This window comes from Shouchella rhizosphaerae (assembly GCF_036700015.1).
In the GTDB taxonomy this organism is placed as follows: Bacteria; Bacillota; Bacilli; order Bacillales; family Bacillaceae_D; genus Shouchella; species Shouchella rhizosphaerae.
The window spans coordinates 1,428,580-1,446,370 of the sequence record NZ_CP144921.1; the positions used below are offsets into that span (position 1 = coordinate 1,428,580).

Consider the following 17,791-nt stretch of genomic DNA (forward strand, 5'->3'; position numbering starts at 1 on the left):
ATTAAGCAGTATTCCTGTATGCTTAGGTTAGTTAAGTATTTAAGTAATTTCTTAATTACTTAAATGTGCCGTGTTTGAAAGGAGGCCCCTGATGCACGAAGCATTTAAAGCGTTGGCCGATCCAACGAGGCGAAAAATCCTTGATTTGCTTAAAGAACAGGATTTAACTGCTGGCGAGATTGCCAACCATTTTCAAGTGTCAAAGCCAAGCATTTCCCAGCATTTAAAACTGTTAAAGGCTGCCCACCTTGTCCATGACGAGAAAAAAGGCCAGTTCGTCTATTACTCGCTCAACTTAACCGTATTTCAGGAGCTGCTTTCCTGGACAATGGGCTTTTTTGAAAAAGGGGGAAAACAACCATGAAAAAACATCTCTTTCCAATTGTTTCAATTATAATTTCTATCGCTGTATGGCTTTTTGCTTATAAACACTTGCCTGCGGAAATGCCCGTACATTGGGGAGTGAATGGAGAAGTGGACCGCTATGCTCCAACATTCTCTGCCTTCTTGCTTCTTAATGGAATCCTGATCGCCGTTTATGCGATGTTGCTATACTTGCCCCGCATAGACCCGAAGAAAGACAACTATAGAAAATTCACACGGCCCTATTCGATTATCGGCAACGTGCTCATCGCCCTTTTTCTCGCGATTAGCATTGTGACGGTCCTCTCAGGCATAGGTGCTCCCGTTTCAATCAATCGGGTCGTGCCAGTTGCAGTAGGCATCCTCTTTATCATTCTTGGAAACTACATGCAGACGATTAAGCCCAACTGGTTTATCGGCATCAAAACGCCGTGGACCATCAGCAATGACGAAGTTTGGCGAAAAACACACCGTCTTGGTGGGCGTTTGCTTATAGGCGGAGGCTTGCTTTTTATCATCGAACCGTTTTTGCCAAGAAACATTAGTGCGGTATTGTCCATTGGACTCATTGTTGTAATCGTAGTCGTGCCGATGGTTTATTCGTATATTCTTCATAAACGCATCGTCGGCCATTAGGCACTTGAAAGCAGTAGCCGATCTACTGACTCATGATTTTCGTTATGCTGCTATAGGAAAGAACATCCTTTGTCAGATGGGAAAACGTTTCGTCGTGAACGATCTGTTCGCAAATAGCAGCGAGCAAAGTAGCTGTTGCCCGAAATGGGGCAGAGCCGCAACTTAGCCTCTCAATTCCTATTGTCGACAACTCCGTGAGGGCGGGCATTTCCGAGTCAACCAACAAATTGATCGGAATCGAAATGGCCGCCCTCATTTTTTGTATTTCTTCCCTGTCCGTAAGCCCAGGAATAAACAAACAATCTGCGCCTGCTTCTTGGTAAGCTATTGCACGCTTTTCAGCTTCTTGGAAACGGGATAAAGGATCGCCAATTTTTAGCCAATAGATGTCTGTACGGGCATTCACAAATAGGGGCGTATGGCTAGCTTTAATCGCTGCGATTTTTTCTGTTTGTTCGGAAATCGAAAAGACAGGTTTACTAGGGTTGCCTGTGCCATCTTCAATGTTAATGCCGACTGCCCCAGCCGCTACAACTTCTTTTACAGTTTGCACCACCTCGGCCACGGATCGCCCATATCCTGCTTCAATATCGGCACTAACGGGAACCGCTACTGAATGGGCGATATTCCTTACTACCTCAACCAATTTAGCGCGAGGCAGCTGTTGGCCATCTGGGTAACCTAAGGAAGCCGCAATGCCGGCACTTGTTGTTCCAATCGCTTGAAAACCGCCAGCTTCAAACATTTTTGCGCTCATTGCGTCCCATGCATTAGGGAGGACAAAAGTGGAAGATTGTTCGTGTAAACGTCGAAATGTTTTTGCCTTGATCGCATGTTGTTGTTTCATTGACAGATCCCCTTTTTCCATTTTAATGATCACCGCTATTGTATACGCTAGAGAATTCCATCAACATCGAAGTGTCGATGTCGCAAAATAAAACTTCCTTTAGTTTCCATAGGGGTAAAAATTTCATCATGTAGTAGATTTGACGTCGACCACAACGGCAAAGCCCGCTGTTGGAATGGACCAGCATCATGCTTACAGACATCTGCGTTCCTCACCCAACACTCTTGCCCCTTACACACCGATTTTGCTTCTCACTTTTTCACCAACTTGCAATCCCCCTTTTTTTCTAAACAGTTCCTTGCATAACTGTAAAACAAAAGTTGTTGACACACTGAGGTCCTTCCCCTAAACTTTATTTATTAAAATTATAAATCATATAAAATTAATAGGATTACTAAATGAATAGAGGAGTGAAGGAGATGGCTCTTGCCTTTGATCATGTGATTCACTATGTGGATGATGCACACACACTGAAAGATCGTTTTATTAATAAAGGCTTTCACACGGTTTATGGAGGTCGTCATGAAAAACGGGGCTCTTACAATACGTTGCTTCATTTCGGCATGGAGTATATTGAGTTTTTAAGCATTGATGATCGTGCCCTTTTTGACAAAGTAGGAGCACAGGATGTAGCCTACAGTCCTTTTTCCTCTATTGTTCGTGATGAATTTACTGAAGGTTTTGCGAAAATTTGTTTGCGCACTTGGGATTTAAATAAGCTCGCACAAACATTCAAGCAAAAAGGCTTAAACGTGAATGGTCCAGTGCCTCTTAGCCGAAAGCGTCCTGATGGCAAACTGTTGGAATGGTCGCTATTATTCGTCGGTGAAGAAGGATCCGAATTACCCCTCCCCTTCTTTATTGACTGGCACGAAACCGACCAAGAGCGATTAAACGAATTAAAGGAAGCTCAAGTCGTTGCCCCTCATTCTGCTGGCCAATGGAAAATCGACAGCTTCCTTATGGCTGTCCACGATGCAAAGCAAACGGCTTTTAAATGGGCTGAGTGGTTCGACTTAGAACACAAAGGCTCGATTTACGATCCACGCCTAAACGCCGACATCTACACATTGCAGCTTCCTGGAGGGAACTTGAAATTTGCCCAACCAAAAGGGCAAGGGCCGGTGAATGAGTTTTTAGAGCAACGTGGCGAACGGCCGTTTCAGCTTATGTTAACAGGCTCTGGCCAAACGGAACTGTTTACGATTCATGGGGGGCATTATGTTTTCAACGGAGGAGAGACACATGCGTAAATCAACAATACTAACTCTAGCTTTTGTTTTACTAGGCGGCGGAATCTTGACCGCGTGCGGAAGCCAGTCGTCGTCCCCATCCGAAGCAAACGCTGCACAAACGATCCGCATTGGCTTCCAAACTGGGAATACGCTAAATGTGCTGAAAGAAAGTGGCTATTTAGAAGAGCGGATTGAAGAGGAAGGACTGGATGTATCGGTTGAATGGATTGAATTCGACCAAGGAACCGCTGTCATGGAGGCGTTGTCAACCAACAACATTGATTATGGAAACGCGGCTGATGGCCCTGGCATTTTTGCACAAGCACAAGGTCGCGACATCGTTTATGTCGGCGCTAGCCTTCCTCATGAACAAGGCGTCGGCATCATGGTAAAGTCTGATTCTGGCATTGAAACAGTGGCGGATTTAAAAGGCAAAAGCATTGCGGCAATGAAAGGAGGCAACCACCATTATTTGGCGATTCTTGCCCTTGAAGCTGAGGGGCTAAGCGCCGATGATGTGGATTTTCGTTATATGGGCGATGCCTCACAAGGCCGTTCTGCGCTTGAGACTGGGGAGGTCGATGCACTGGCCTCGTGGGATCCATTTTTCGCAGGAGTCGAACATACCCTTGACGTAAAAACACTCGATCACAACGTCGAAGGGTACCCGAATCGGACATTCTATTTTTCCACGCCGCAATTTGCCGAGGAATCGCCAGAACTGATTCAAATTTTGCTAGAAGAAACGAACCGCTCCGATCAATGGGCCAATGAAAATCCAGATGAAGTCGCCGAATTGCTCTCCAATATGATTGGAATTGAGAAAGAGATCCTGGACACTGTCGTGAATCGCCGTGACTATGGCGTTGAAAATATCAACGAAGACATCATCGCTGCCCAGCAAAAACAGGCAGATGATTATTACCGTATTGGCCTCATTGAAAACGAAGTCGACGTTTCCGAAATCATGCCTGTTGATGCAGCATGGGCAACAGACAACATTGAATAACAAGTAGGTGCCAACATGACGAATACATTTCAAAAACAAATCCTTCCTTGGATGCTGCCGTTGTTGTTCCTTGTTATCTGGCAAATCATATCGATGCTTGAAATTGTCTCCCCTAGTTTGTTTCCGGCGCCGACATCAGTGCTCGAGTCCTTCTATGAGCTGGTCGTTTCAGGCACGCTTTTAGAACATGTTCAAATCAGTTTATATCGGGCGTTCATCGGCTTACTCATTGGCGGCGCAATCGGGCTCCTGCTTGGCATTTTGAACGGCTGGTCAACGTGGTCCTTTTACACGGTTGATACGTTTGTACAAATGATCCGCAACATTCCTCACCTCGCCTTGCTGCCTCTTGTGATTGTCTGGCTCGGGATCGGGGAAGCGTCGAAAATTTTTCTTGTTGCCCTTGGTGTCATGTTCCCGATCTACATTAATACATTGCATGGCATCCGCAGCGTCAATCGAGGCTATATTGAAATGGGGAAAATGTATGGACTAAAAGGCTGGGGGCTTTTCCGCCATGTCTACCTCCCTGGGGCGTTGCCTTCCATTTTTGTCGGCATCCGCTATGCCCTCGGAGTGATGTGGTTGACATTAATTGTCGCTGAGACCATTGCCACAAGCGACGGCATCGGCTATTTGGCCATGAATGCACGGCAGTTTATGCAAACCGAGGTTATTATCGTTACCATTATCATCTACGCCCTTTTTGGCAAGCTGGCGGACATTATCGCCCAATTCGGGGAGAAAAAAGCGCTTCGCTGGCATCCGAATTATCGGAAATAGGAGAGAACGATTATGGCTATAGCAAAACAAACGACAAAGCGCGGCGTTGAAATCCGCATCGCACAATTGCAAAAAACGTTTGGTGATCAAAATGTGATAAAGGATATTACACTCACGATTGAAGCAGGGCAATTTGTCGCGATTGTCGGCAAAAGCGGAAGTGGAAAAAGCACGTTGCTCCGTCTCGTTGCTGGTTTAGAACAACCAAGCAGCGGCGACCTTTTATTCAATGGGGCAACATTAAAAAAGTCACAGGCAAGCATCACCATGATGTATCAAGACTCACGCTTGCTGCCCTGGAAAAAAGTGATCGATAACGTCGGGCTTGGCCTTAAAGGGAATTGGCAGCAAAAAGGCGAGAGCGTCCTCCATGCCGTTGGTTTATCAGCTTTTTCCAATGAATGGCCGAGCACGCTTTCAGGCGGGCAGCAACAGCGCGTCGCCCTAGCACGCGCCCTGATCAGGGAGCCTGATTTGCTCATGCTCGATGAACCACTCAGTGCCCTTGACGCGCTGACTCGATCAGAGATGCAAGACTTAATCGAAACGATTTGGCAAGAAAACCAGTTTACCGCCTTACTTGTCACCCATGATGTACGCGAAGCCGTTAAACTTGCCGATCGCATTATATTAATTGAAGAAGGCGTCATTGCCCTTGATGTCGAAAATCCTTTGAGCAGGCCAAGAGATGTGACCAATAAACAATTAATTGAACTTGAAAAGCAAGTAACTTCGCGGATTTTGGAAAAGGAGTAATCCAAGAGGAGGCGTTCTAGATCACTAGACACCTCCTCTTTTTTAGTTTTTGCAAGACGTTTTGTCTATAAAGAGATAGGAACATCTCCTCCGCGACAGTAGCAACTTCCGTGATTCTCCGTTGTATTGGAAGAGAAATGTTAAATGCGTAATTCTAAATTTGGAGTTTTAAAGGACGACGGGAGAAGCTTATCTACGACCAACCCTTTGGCGCTGTTCTGCTTGTTGTCTCCGTCTTTCTTACCCTTCCCTTCGAGACCGTTCCAGTAAATCGGCTCCATCCAGTCTTCCGATATTTTTAACTAATATACAAAAACCACATTTTTTCATCGTCTAAAGCATGGTCGTTTTTTTAAACTAATATAATCTGCTAAGTTGATCTTTAGCTTATCCGTTTATTGAATTCATTAACTGAAAGAAGTATTCAGCTCTATGAGTTTTATTTAGGTTATACCATGAATGCAATGTATCTGGCGCAAATACATCTAATTTTTCCAGTACTTCCATCGTAAATTCCAGAGGGGCTACTCCTGAGGCAGTAACCAAATTCTCATCAGATACTGCAGGTCTCATTTCATAAAATTTTTCTCCTTTATAACTAGGACAAACCATTTTAAGATACTCTAAATCATTGCTTGTATGCTTTCTTGAATCTAGGTACCCAAAATTCGCTAGTCCCTCAGTTGCACCACAAATGGCAGCAACAATAGTCCCAAGCTTTAAAGCATCGCCAGTTTTTTTCAAGATCGGTTGATGACTATCTTCTCCCCAAGTATTCCCTCCAGGTAAAACTAAAAGATCTTTGCTTTCAAGAATACACTCATTTACGGAAATATCTGGTTTTATGTTCAACCCTCCCATCGTAGTAATGATTTCATTATTAGCGCCTACTGTAATTACTTTGAAAGGTGCTAAATCCCTTTTGAAATATCTTCCTGAGTTTAGTTCCGCCATTAAATATCCATATTCCCAGTCTGACATTGTATCAAATACATAAAGATAAACTTTTGCTCGCATCCAATACCACTCCCATCACAATTGATATCGCTATTATAAGATAACTTCCCTGACAGCTAACGTCAGGGAAGTTATCATTTTTGATGAAATTCTATTAGATCTGTTAGAACTTCAATAAGTCTTTTCTTAAAACTTATTGGCTCAACAATTTGAATTGATTTGCCATACGACAAAAGTAAATAAGGTACATATGAATACATCATCTCTTTTTCAAGAAGAAATACGGCTTGATTGGAAGTCCGCTTTTGTAAATAATGCCCTAAAAACCAATGTTGGCACATATCATCCAACATCCTTGTATTTCCATTAATAACTAACGACATCATCTTCTCTTTATCTTCTATAGTTGGAAGGAGGTTTTTCATAAAAAAGTCACGTGCTGAAAAATTTTCGGGCCGGTTAAATTTATTTTCTGTCACCATTAGACTTTCCATTCGATCTACTCTAAAGCTACGGATGTCCTTCCTAAGATGGCAAAATCCAATCACATACCACTTATTATTCCAATATATAATCCTGTACGGATCAACCAATCTATACGTTGATTGCTCTTCGCCTTTTTTATAGTATAAAATTTTTACAGAGTATCCGTTAGCTACGGCCTGCTCCAATTCCTTTAAGAAAGCTTCCATAGAGAGGGAACTTAATTGCCTTATTACTTCAAGGCTGGTTAAATGTTGGTTTATCTTTGTTTCCTGCTCTTGCGTTGAATAGTTGCTTAGCTTTAAAGTAGCCCTATTTAGTGCTTCACCTCCATAATATCCGGCTTCTTCTGCAAAAACAGCAGCGTGAAATAGGGAGGTTTGCTCCTCAAAATCAAAAAAAAGTGGGGCTTCAATAAACTTATTCAATAACGTGTACCCACCGTAATGCCCTGTGTCTGAAATGATAGGCACCCCACTTGTGGAAAGTGTATCCATATAGCGATACACCGTTCTTATATTCATCTCTAACTTTTCCGAAATTTGTGTTGCAGTCACTTTTTCACCTGAACTAAGCATCCATAGAATTGCTAGCATGTTGTCCATTTTTGGCATACAACTCCACCTCTACATGGAATTTATTTCTATTGCATAGGTTTAACTGCGATATTCTACAATCGGCCCGTTAATGGACTATTGTTATGTTCTTTTTACCATAAAATCAACCCCTACCGGTGAGTAGGGGTTTTCAACCTTAAAAACATATCGTGGCGAAACACCAACTGATAAGGCAACTTCGCCGCTTGTCAATCCTGTACTTGTTCTTATATTATACAATTAAAAGCCACTTTAGAAACATTTTACGCTAATGACCGACTAACGGTGGGAAATTAGGCCTGCAAACGGTCTAAAACGCCTTTAACAAGCTTGGTAAAAGCGGCATTTGCCTTGCCAGCGACTTCGATCACATCATCATGGCTCAACGGTTCTTCTAAAATGCCACACGCCATGTTTGTTAAACAGGAAATTCCTAGCACTTCCATGCCAGCATGTGCCGCAACAGTCGCTTCGGGAACGGTAGACATGCCGACCGCGTCACCACCTAGAATGCGAATCATCCGCACTTCTGCAGGCGTTTCGTAGGCAGGGCCGCTCCACCAGCTATAAACACCCTCTTGAAGGGTTGTGCCTTGTTCAGCTGCCACGGTTTTGGCGATTTGCCGCAAACGGGAACTGTAGACTTCCGAAAGATCAGGAAACCTTGGTCCAAGCGCATCTTCATTTTCGCCAATGAGCGCATTGGTGCCAACTAGGTTTAAGTGGTCGCGAATAAGCATCAACTCCCCTGGCGAAAAGTCGGTATTGACAGCACCGCAAGAATTGGTAATCAACAGCGTGTTCACGCCAAGTGCTTTCATGACACGTACTGGAAAAGTGACTTGCTGCAAATCATACCCTTCGTAAAAATGGTAGCGCCCTTTCATCGCCACAACCGTCTGGCCTTTTAAAGTGCCCATCACCAATTGGTTCGCATGGCCGATGGCCGAAGAGGTGGCAAAGTGGGGAATCTCTTCGTAGGCAATCGAAACCTTGTTTTCAATTTCGTCTGCTACATTTCCAAGCCCCGAACCGAGAATGATTCCGACATTCGGCGATAAGCTGCTTTTGCTTTGAATATATTCAGCTGCTTCCTTAATTTGTTCTAATAATGCCATTATGGTTCCTCCCATGATTGATAAATTTGTTACGGCTGCCATGGCCTACACTATGTATAACATAATCGATCAGCGAACAAGATGGAAGCATCATTTCCCGTTCAAAAATGAAGCTCATATAAAAAGAAGCCCGTCTAGGCTTCCAAGACGGGAGAAAAACGCTCCGTACGTGTATCATTTGTTCTTGATAGATGAATAGTAGAAAAGCTTACTTTAGCTTTTTTGTCCAATACATTAACAGCTCATCATCGACGACCGTATGACTGCCAGCGTCGATTGGCTCACCCCCAGCACAAATGCCATGACCGTCTGGAATGTAACCAAGCCGGGCATAGAGCCGTTGAGCGCTTCCGTAATCTTTATACAAGCCAACGCCAAGGCCAACCGTTTGATAGCCTAAATCACGGCTAAGCTGTTCGAGTGCGTGAATAAGGGCTTGGCCGACACCCCGGCGCCGATATGGCGGAAAAACAACAAGATCATTTACTTCAGGAATGCGCTGATTACGGAATTGGGCATACGGCGATTTTTTCAAGAGATGGCCGCACCCGGCCAGCGTTCCTTGATAAAAAGCAAGAACAGTGACGCGATCGCCATTGTAGTTTTCATCAAGGCATGTCCGAAAATAGCCTTCTCTCCTCATGATCCCGTTCGCCGCAAACTGCTCTTGCGCTTCTTGTGCCAACGCCTCGTTTGTTAGGTGCTTAATCGTAATCTCCATAGCTCTGTCCCTCCATGCGCTAAAAATTCACGCATACTCTTTTCTTGCATGAACCCTCTTCTATTTAGTTTAAGCGGTTTCACAGTTTTATATACATGGATGCCCCTTGGCAGCTCTTGTTAAACGAGACTGACATATTTATAACGGGACGCACCCTTTTGGCAAGGCTGATCCAGCCAGAAAACAGTCCACCATTTCATTAAAAAGAGCTGGTTTCGCCAAAGAAAGGCCATGCCCTACACCTGGTACTTCAATACCGATACAATGCTTGTTGCTTTTCAGAATTTGCTGGGCTGATTTGGCGATGACGGCTTTTTCTTTTCCGCCAATCGCAATAAGCACGTTCGATTCCACGTCCTTGAAAGAAGAAGGCAACTGGTAGGTCACGCTCTCTTCTATTATGTTCGCAAGCGTACCTGCTTTCATTTGGCAGCTTTCCTCATAGTAGCGTTCAAAATGTTTCTCCCTTATATAAAGTGCTTTTGCTTGGAGTTTTGAAAAATATTTGTTTTTTACGAGTGGAGAGGTTATGTGAATGGCAGGGCGAATCCATCTTTTCAATGTTGGAGACGGCCGAACATTCGCACTGTTTATCATTGCAGCCTGTACTAAATCTGGACGGCTGCTTAACACTTCAAGGCCAATTTGCGCCCCTAAAGATAAACCGACCAGCACCGTCTCCTTGCCTGGGGCATACGTTTCAATTAATTCAATTAGCTGTTTAGCGCAACTTTTGATCGAAAAGGGCAAATGGGCGCTCTTTCCATGGCCAGGCAAGTCGACAACGACACAATGATAGTGGGAAAAATAGTCGATTTGTTCCTCCCACATCCATCCTGCTAATCCGCCGCCATGCAAAAACAACATCATTGGCGCTTGCTTGTCACCAAATTCCTCAATAAATAAATTCATCTATTGCCCTCCTTGTTACTATTATACTGTATACCGTTTCCATTAGGACAGGAAAATCATGAATCGAATGGGACCGAGGCTCTAGAGAATAGGAGGGTTTATAGATAATCGTATCGGGTGTTTCCTGTTGGAGCTACGGGAAACGCTGAAAAAGCCTTCTTTTAGGTTATTTTGGAATTGTATCTGGTTGCCTTCAATCATATAATGGACATACATTTTACGAATAGTAAATCGAGGTGGGCTGTTTGAAACAAGTTTTAGTTATGGGCGGGACAGAATTTGTAGGGAAAGCCTTTCTTCAGCAACTGATCAACCTCGGTTATTCAGTTGATTTTTTGACGACAGGAAGAAGAAGATCAACGATTTCAGGTTATACAACCCATATAAAATGCAATAGAAAAAAACGATCGGATTTGACAGCAGCACTTAAACACAAACAATACCATTACATTGTCGACATCTCCGCATACGATAAAGAGGATGTAGAGACATTATTTCTTTCAATGAATCATACAAAGCTAGAACGTTATTTATTTTTAAGTTCGGGCTCTGTATATTGCCCGAGTGATACCATCTTTCTTGAAGATAGTCCTAGAGGGGAAAATTCCCATTGGGGCAAGTACGGATTAAACAAAAAAGAGGCAGAAGATTTTCTTATTAGCAAAGCCAATGAAATTCCATTTGTCATTTTCCGTCCTCCTTACATTTATGGAGAAGGAAATAATCTATATAGAGAAGCTTATTTTTTCTACAACATGGCTTTAGGGAACCCAATCCTTATTCCTGAAAGCAACACAAAAGTTCAATTTATACACATTGCGGATGTGCTTAGGACGATTCTCGCTACATTCGAGAATCGTCATGCAGTTTGTCAAAGTTACAACCTCGCCCACCGAGAAACCATCACTTGGAAGTCTCTGATGAGTACATTCAAGAAAATAACGAATAGCCCTTCAAAAATAATAGAGGTAGAGCAAAAATTTTTAACAGAGAATGAGATTGGTTCAAAGCAATTTTTCCCTTTTCGTGACGTTTCTTATCTTATGGATACTACTAAATTAACAAATGATGGCCTGCCAACACCCGCTATCAACCTTGAAAAAGGGCTTGAAAGAAGTTATAAGTGGTTTAAACAACAAAGGGATTTCGTCCCTCCTCGTCATTCAATGAATAAAGTCGATTTTATTTTAAATGCTTATACGCAATAACGAGGGGTCATTCGGGATTCCTTGTAATACAGAAAAAAGCAGAGAATGTTCGTGTATTGGAACGTATTTTTAAAGGAGTTATCATATGGACGTATCTATCTTTTCTCTATTTGTTATCATCATCGTTGTTTTCCTCATAGTGTTCATAAGCAAGCAGAAAAAAAGCTCAAATAAAGTAGATATGGTGATTGTACTCATTGCAGGAGCAGGCATCCTTTTAGTAAGCCAGGATTACTATTATCTTCTAATCATTATTTGGATAGCTGTTTTTATATATTTCGCTATAAAATACTTTATAAAAAAACAATAAGCTGGGCAACGGAAATAGGAAATGCCTAAAAACAAGGAACGCTAGTCCGTTCTAAGAATTTAACGTAATATCCGAAAAACCCTTTCAGGCGAAAGGGTTTTTCGCTGTCCTTGCCGGTTTTAACAAGCAGCACGATTTCAACTTATAGCACCTACATGGTATGGCTAAAGCGCATCAAGTAATTCGTCCGTTCTAATGGGTTCAACTGCCTCCGTTCCTTTGTGGGAGCCTTTCCTGCCACCCGTTCGTACCCGCCTGGCTTAGAGATTAAGATTCCTTCTCCGCCGGAAAGGGCGTGTATCGATGATTTTAAACGGGTTGCCGTTCGTACAGGAATGGTCCCTTTTATGAGGACGCCGGCTTGGTGGAAGGCTGGCTCTAACACGTTTCCTCCTAGCTGGACGATTCGTGATAGGAGAGTGCTTAAAAAACGCTCTGGCACAATCACTTCGATTCTCTCTAACGGTTCATAGACGGATGTGCCTGCTTGCCGGAGCGCCTCCATTAAGACCAATGGCGCCAGGCCGCGGAAATCCCTTGCTGTCGAAACAGGACTCCAATAACCTGTATGGGTGAGCGTTACGATGATATCCTCTACCGCCCAGCCTTTTAACCCTTCTTGCAATACAACTCGGCATGTGTCACGGACTGCTCGCTGAAAAGCAGGTGGCAGCGAACCAAGCTCTGCTTCGAGTTGATAAGAGAGCCCGCTCCCTTCTGGCCCAGGCTCGACTCGAAAGCCTAGAGTGGCGTAAAAAGGATTGCCTTTTTCACCAATCCATTCGACAGCAGCCCCAACGCCTGAAGGTTTTTCAATACAAACGACAAGGGGCTCGCTCATGGAAACGGAAAGGCCCTGTTCATTTTTAAGCGCCGACAAAAGCACTTCCTGCTGGACGTGGCCAAATATGCGGATAAAGTGGTCGCCTGTAGCCGCGTCTTGTGTATATTGCAAAAACGGGTCTTCTGCTGCTAGACGGGCTAATGTCCGATGAAGGGCGATTGCCTCCTCTTTGCGGTCAGTGTGCACTTGTACTTGAAGCGGCGGTTTTTTAAACGCAAATCGTTTCATTTGGGGCACACGCTTACCGAGGATATCGCCGACTTGTAGAGACTTCTCACGCAACACAGCAACGTCGCCAGCACTGACGGCAGAAGCGCCAGTCCGCCCGCCATTCTCTAACTGTTGTAAATGCTTGACTTTTACCGAAAAGGATGGGTGGTCAGCACGGATGACTGAAACCATTTTTCTAGCGACTAGCCTTCCTTCGTAAAGGCGGACAAGCGCTTCCCGTTCGCCGTTAGGCAACTCGGTCACTTTAAACACAATGCCAGAAAGATCCCGCTCCGACGCTTCCTCTGTTGTGTGGCTAAACCAATGGGAAAGCGAGTGAAGCAAGGCGGAAACGCCAACTCCTTTTGCTGCTGAACCAATAAAAAGGGGATAAGCCACTGCTTTTTTGGTTTGTTGCGACAGCTCTTTCCGCAATTCCATTTCACTTACAGGTTCATTTTCAACATAAGCGGCCAACAACTCGTCGTTGTGAAGCGCGAGAACGTCTAGCCAGCCAGCTGTTTGCGGACAAGTGGCTTTAATGGAATAAGCCGTGTCGCCCTGTGTTTGTTCGCACATCGGGCAAATGTGGTCGTCAAGCAACCACTTGATTTGTTTAATGACACGTTTATAGTCGGCGCCAACACGGTCAATTTTATTTATAAAAAATACAGTCGGGATACGGTACGCTTTTAGCGACTGCATCAAGACACGCGTTTGTGCTTGGACGCCTTCGACAGCGGATACAATTAAAATGGCGCCATCCAAAATCGTTAGCGCGTGCTCGACTTCAGATATAAAGTCAGCATGGCCTGGCGTATCAATAATATTCACCTTTACATCGTTCCAGAAAAAAGAGACGGCTGCTGCTTTGACTGTAATGCCTCGTTCTCTTTCAATCGCAAGTGTATCGGTGGTTGTGTTGCCCTTATCGACTGAACCGGCTTCCTTGATGACGCCAGCTTGGTATAACATTTGCTCGGTTAACGTCGTCTTGCCGGCATCAACATGGGCCAACACCCCAATGTTGATTGTTTTCATAATAGTTGTAACAGCTCCTATTCATTTGTTTCTTTCCTTTCCATTGGTTTTTCATGTTCATTTTGCGCATACTTAAACGCCTCCTGTTATTAGAATAGTCCGATTATAACATAGCATGTGGATCTTGAAATACCGAAAGCCCCTTACTGCGGGAAAGTGGCAGTAAAGAGCTTTCGTTTAGTTGGCCCGCGATTGCGCATACAACCACTCGATTACCCGTTTGTCTTCGTATACCGGCCCCCAAGCTGAATGAGGGGAACGCAGCTCTCCTGTTTTAAATTCGGTGTAACGAATATGGCCCCCTACCTTTTCGAGCGCCTCCACCATTAAGCGAGACCCTGACACATCAATAATTTTGTCATCCTCGCCATGGAATGCCCAAATGGGAACATCTTTTATCGCCTCTGCCCTTTCAGGGTGGCCGTATCCACAAATGGCAATCGCTCCGGCAAATAAGTCAGGGTTGGTTTCAATGAAATTCCACGTTCCAATCCCTCCCATGGACATGCCATGGATATATATACGGTCAGGATCAATTGGATAGCGCTCTTTCATCAACTCGACTAACTCAAGCACCATGCTATACGTTGGTTCTGTTGTCCACCCTTCAAGCAAAGGTACGGAAGGGTCATAAGGGGCTTGTGGCGCTACCACAAACGACGGATGTTGTTCTTGCACATCTGGGCGGGCAAAGGCGACTCCCCCTTCGCTGCCAAGCAAGTGGATCTGGTTGTCGTTGCCTCGCTCGCCGCCGCCATGAAGAAAAAGCACGAGCGGATAGCGTTCTCCCTCTTCTTGATTCGGCTCATATAACCGGTACGGCAACGTTGCTCCCGCTTGATTTTGGTAAGATTCATAAGAAAAAGACTCAACTACAGGCGAGCGTTCGCCAGTTGAGACGACTTCGTCGCTCGTTGGCGGCAACTGCTGCCCGTCGCTGGTGGTGATCGCTTCAACCTGCTGAATCCGATACATTGGCGTAGGGCGACTGCTTTGATACTTGCTGCCATTCCAACTAAGCGTGCCTCCATGTAAGTCGTTTCCACTAAATTCAATAATGACATAATGCCCTTCACTTACAGGATTGCCAAGTTCAGGCGCTTGGCCGACGTAAACATGTTCGACGTTTCTTGAAATATGATGGCCGCCTTTAATTGCTTGTACCGAATAGCTTGTTTCAGATAAGTTAGTCGACGTAATCGGCACCGTGTATTCAATCGCTGCTCCAACGACTTGCTCACCTGTTGACGTTACTTCCGTCAGTAAATCGACTCCGGCAATGGAAGACTCGCTTTCGTTCATCTTATTTATAAGAAAAAGCACAGCAACCACAGCACTTGCCGCAACAATCACGATGACCAACTTCCCTTTTTTAACGTGCATGGGGCTTGCCCTCCTTTTCCTTCAGTTTCCCCTATTCGTAATCGCAAAACCACCGCTGAATCACTCGTCTTTTTGTCCTTATTCGATAAGATGTGTTCGGAGTCGTTTGCGTTTGCGCTTATGATTTCATAAAACACGCCCAAAAGGCAAATACAAATCGCGACAAAGTCGTATGTGATTTCGTAGGGAGGTGCGATCGCATCTTGATGCAAAAGCTTTCCAAATCGTTTTCACCACAATCTTATTCGTATACATATCTCCTTTATTTGTTGGGCATTCTATCGTGGAAAATGAAACACGTTAGAGACAAACAGCTTAGAAAGGAGAGAAAACAGTGGGTATTTTAAGTGGAAATCCTAAAGAAGAACCTATGCATTACGGTGAAGTATACAGCGCCTGGGGCTTTGTATTAGCAGGCAACAAAATGATTGCCGAATACGGGGTGTTATTAAACCATGTCGGCGACGACGATTTAAAGAAACTGCTTCATACATGCATGGAGCAAAGCAAAGAGGAAGTTAAACAAGTTTCTGAACTGTTGAAGGAAAATGGCGTCGCCCTCCCTCCAGCAGCACCAGAACCGCCAAAAGCAAACCTTGATGACATTCCACCAGGCGCCCGTTTTATGGACGCTGATATAGCAGCCTCTGCTTCTGCTACGACTGCAGCGGGACTCGTGGCATGCAGTAAAATCATGGGCCAGTCTATTCGTGAAGACATCGCCGCCATGTTTGGCCAATTTCATGCTTCAAAAGCGACATTAGCAGGAAAGTTTTTGCAACTGCTAAAAGAAAAAGGCTGGTTAGTCCCTCCTCCTCTTCACCAACCACCAGCTGATGAGGACATGTAATAGAATAACTTTTAGGTATACGAAGGAGGAATCACCATGAAACATGTAAAAGCATTAGCCGTTAAAGGCATCATGACACTCGTGCTCCTTTACTTATTCCTAGGTTTTGGTTTTGGGCTGTCCTTTGGGAATGTCTTTATAATCACAGTCATTCTTGTGGGGATTGCCTATTTAGGCGACATTCTCATCTTGCCTAAAATCACGAACATAATGGCCACTGTCGCTGATTCGGTCATTGCCTTTTTCATTGTGTGGTGGCTAGGAATGGCACTTACCCCGATTGCACCGAAAACGATGGCAGGGGCTGCCGCCATTTCAGCCATTGCGATTGCCGTCGGCGAATACTTCTTCCATATTTACTTGGCCAAATTAGGCATTGGTTCAGACCGATTAAGCACGTCCTCTTCATAAAAGCACAAGCCCCCAAGGGAGTTGTCTATTTAGGCAACTCCTAAGGTTGTCGACAAAGTCGATAACCGCCCGCTCAGACTGATAGAAAACGCTTGTCAGACGAGGAGTGCAGGCGAGGGAAGATGCGAATAGAACGTGGGTTCATGAGCATATGACCGAGGCAAACGACGAAGTATGCGAGCGTTTGTCTACAGTCTGAGGAGTTGTCTATTTAGGCAACTCCTTTATAGTTTGGCATTTCCCCATCGGGTAAAACCGCACATCTTGCTTTCTGGCATAATGGAAAAGCGGCTCTTGCACTGGCAAATCGATGTTGGCAGCGAGCGCTACCTCGTTCGCCTTCACATTGGCAGCCGTTTTTTGCAATTGCCATGGCTCATGGTCGATATCTTGATAATACAGATGCTTCGAGGATGAGGTGTAAAGCCTGTACCTTTCCACGAGCCAATGCGCCAATGAGCCAGGAGCGGCGGGCTTTGGCTGCGAAATCGGAAAATACGACGCTGTGCATTCAGCCTGGCTTTCCGTGTTTCTGCGGCTCCAAAACTGGATCGACTCCTGTTGTTCTGTGAACGTCATCGTTGCGTGAACATAAGGCAAGTGAAAAAACGTGCGTGCCATCTGTACAGCAAGGAAGTGGCTTGCGTCTAGGCTGAAAAAATAAATGCCTGGTCTTCCTTCGTGTATAACATATGTGCGAACGTTTAATTCGGGGAATGCTTTCGCCCCTGGAAAGGGAGGCAAAAACCGAGGGCGTAATGTGCTCAAATAAAAAGGCAACACACTGACCCAGGCAGTGCCTTGATACAAATCCAAGCTAAGCCCTGCAGGAAGCAGCGGCGTTAGTTGCGTTTTCGATACTTGCCAATGAGCAAACAGGACATGCTCCCACGTTTGCGCCATGATCCATTGCTTTTTAACAAAACAATGCAGCCTGTCCGCTATGTTGTTCATGGCCCAATCTCCTTTGTACAGCTAAATGCCTGAAGTATTCAGGGCTGTGTCTCCTTCTGCCCCTCCTCTATGTAGTTTGGCCCCTTTCTAACGTTCACATCAAAAAAAATTCACTTACAAGGATTTCAATAACAAAACCCCTTCAGTGAATACCCTTGTAGCAA

Annotated in this window: 18 protein-coding genes; 9 read left to right on the plus strand and 9 right to left on the minus strand. The window is 44.6% G+C overall.

Annotated elements, in window-relative coordinates; all coding sequences use genetic code 11:
* Positions 1 to 91: 91 nt before the first annotated feature.
* Together V5G21_RS07210 and V5G21_RS07215 are read left to right on the plus strand one after the other, a co-directional pair.
* Complete coding sequence (locus V5G21_RS07210; protein WP_011248549.1) at positions 92 to 364, plus strand: autorepressor SdpR family transcription factor; 273 nt, start codon at positions 92 to 94, stop codon at positions 362 to 364.
* On the plus strand, positions 361 to 999 hold the full coding sequence (locus V5G21_RS07215; RefSeq protein ID WP_011248550.1) for an SdpI family protein: 639 nt from the start codon (positions 361 to 363) through the stop codon (positions 997 to 999). Before V5G21_RS07210 ends, V5G21_RS07215 begins: the two co-directional genes overlap by 4 nt.
* Positions 1,000 to 1,021: 22 nt before the next feature.
* On the opposite strand, the gene V5G21_RS07220 is transcribed toward V5G21_RS07215, so the two are convergent.
* Positions 1,022 to 1,846, minus strand: coding sequence for an isocitrate lyase/phosphoenolpyruvate mutase family protein (locus tag V5G21_RS07220; protein ID WP_338465436.1), 825 nt, complete (start codon positions 1,844 to 1,846; stop codon positions 1,022 to 1,024).
* Between the two features lie 419 nt (positions 1,847 to 2,265).
* Between V5G21_RS07220 and V5G21_RS07225 the strand changes: the two genes are divergently transcribed.
* Genes V5G21_RS07225 through V5G21_RS07240 form a run of 4 tightly spaced genes read left to right on the plus strand, consistent with a single transcriptional unit; the run spans position 2,266 to position 5,629 of the window.
* Positions 2,266 to 3,099: a VOC family protein gene (locus V5G21_RS07225; RefSeq protein WP_338465437.1), complete on the plus strand. Its 834-nt coding sequence runs from the start codon at positions 2,266 to 2,268 to the stop codon at positions 3,097 to 3,099.
* Positions 3,092 to 4,090 carry an aliphatic sulfonate ABC transporter substrate-binding protein gene (locus V5G21_RS07230; protein ID WP_035206214.1) on the plus strand — a complete coding sequence of 333 codons (999 nt, stop codon included), beginning with the start codon at positions 3,092 to 3,094 and terminating at the stop codon, positions 4,088 to 4,090. The genes V5G21_RS07225 and V5G21_RS07230 overlap by 8 nt, the downstream gene beginning before the upstream one ends.
* A gap of 15 nt (positions 4,091 to 4,105) precedes the next feature.
* Positions 4,106 to 4,873 carry an ABC transporter permease subunit gene (locus tag V5G21_RS07235; protein WP_011248554.1) on the plus strand — a complete coding sequence of 256 codons (768 nt, stop codon included), beginning with the start codon at positions 4,106 to 4,108 and terminating at the stop codon, positions 4,871 to 4,873.
* 12 nt (positions 4,874 to 4,885) lie between these two features.
* The gene (locus V5G21_RS07240) at positions 4,886 to 5,629 is read left to right on the plus strand and encodes an ATP-binding cassette domain-containing protein (protein ID WP_011248555.1); all 744 of its coding nucleotides are present in this window, start codon (positions 4,886 to 4,888) and stop codon (positions 5,627 to 5,629) included.
* Between the two features lie 387 nt (positions 5,630 to 6,016).
* On the opposite strand, the gene V5G21_RS07245 is transcribed toward V5G21_RS07240, so the two are convergent.
* The 5 genes from V5G21_RS07245 to V5G21_RS07265 form a co-directional block, all read right to left on the minus strand.
* Positions 6,017 to 6,646, minus strand: a complete 630-nt coding sequence (locus tag V5G21_RS07245) for a type 1 glutamine amidotransferase family protein (RefSeq protein ID WP_338465438.1) — start codon at positions 6,644 to 6,646, stop codon at positions 6,017 to 6,019.
* Positions 6,647 to 6,720: 74 nt separating this feature from the next.
* Positions 6,721 to 7,683, minus strand: a complete 963-nt coding sequence (locus V5G21_RS07250; protein ID WP_338465439.1) for a helix-turn-helix transcriptional regulator — start codon at positions 7,681 to 7,683, stop codon at positions 6,721 to 6,723.
* A 275-nt stretch (positions 7,684 to 7,958) separates the two neighbouring features.
* Positions 7,959 to 8,783 (minus strand): purine-nucleoside phosphorylase, encoded by an 825-nt coding sequence (locus V5G21_RS07255; RefSeq protein ID WP_011248558.1) that lies wholly within the window; start codon positions 8,781 to 8,783, stop codon positions 7,959 to 7,961.
* A 208-nt stretch (positions 8,784 to 8,991) separates the two neighbouring features.
* On the minus strand, positions 8,992 to 9,504 hold the full coding sequence (locus V5G21_RS07260) for a GNAT family N-acetyltransferase (RefSeq protein WP_035206209.1): 513 nt from the start codon (positions 9,502 to 9,504) through the stop codon (positions 8,992 to 8,994).
* Positions 9,505 to 9,642: 138 nt separating this feature from the next.
* Positions 9,643 to 10,416 carry an alpha/beta fold hydrolase gene (locus V5G21_RS07265; RefSeq protein ID WP_073304533.1) on the minus strand — a complete coding sequence of 258 codons (774 nt, stop codon included), beginning with the start codon at positions 10,414 to 10,416 and terminating at the stop codon, positions 9,643 to 9,645.
* A gap of 245 nt (positions 10,417 to 10,661) precedes the next feature.
* Here V5G21_RS07265 and V5G21_RS07270 point away from each other — a divergent pair, with 245 nt between their 5' ends.
* Positions 10,662 to 11,624: an SDR family oxidoreductase gene (locus tag V5G21_RS07270; protein ID WP_338465440.1), complete on the plus strand. Its 963-nt coding sequence runs from the start codon at positions 10,662 to 10,664 to the stop codon at positions 11,622 to 11,624.
* Between the two features lie 461 nt (positions 11,625 to 12,085).
* Here V5G21_RS07270 and V5G21_RS07275 read toward each other — a convergent pair whose 3' ends face one another.
* A complete protein-coding gene (locus V5G21_RS07275; RefSeq protein WP_073304529.1) occupies positions 12,086 to 14,029 on the minus strand; it encodes an elongation factor G in 1,944 nt (647 codons plus the stop codon).
* Positions 14,030 to 14,206: 177 nt separating this feature from the next.
* Positions 14,207 to 15,412 (minus strand): prolyl oligopeptidase family serine peptidase, encoded by a 1,206-nt coding sequence (locus V5G21_RS07280; protein WP_011248563.1) that lies wholly within the window; start codon positions 15,410 to 15,412, stop codon positions 14,207 to 14,209.
* Between the two features lie 334 nt (positions 15,413 to 15,746).
* Here V5G21_RS07280 and V5G21_RS07285 point away from each other — a divergent pair, with 334 nt between their 5' ends.
* Complete coding sequence (locus V5G21_RS07285) at positions 15,747 to 16,262, plus strand: DUF3231 family protein (RefSeq protein ID WP_338465441.1); 516 nt, start codon at positions 15,747 to 15,749, stop codon at positions 16,260 to 16,262.
* Between the two features lie 36 nt (positions 16,263 to 16,298).
* Complete coding sequence (locus V5G21_RS07290) at positions 16,299 to 16,673, plus strand: DUF2512 family protein (protein WP_035206198.1); 375 nt, start codon at positions 16,299 to 16,301, stop codon at positions 16,671 to 16,673.
* A gap of 207 nt (positions 16,674 to 16,880) precedes the next feature.
* Here V5G21_RS07290 and V5G21_RS07295 read toward each other — a convergent pair whose 3' ends face one another.
* Positions 16,881 to 17,627 (minus strand): DUF2071 domain-containing protein, encoded by a 747-nt coding sequence (locus tag V5G21_RS07295; RefSeq protein ID WP_338465443.1) that lies wholly within the window; start codon positions 17,625 to 17,627, stop codon positions 16,881 to 16,883.
* Positions 17,628 to 17,791: the final 164 nt, after the last annotated feature.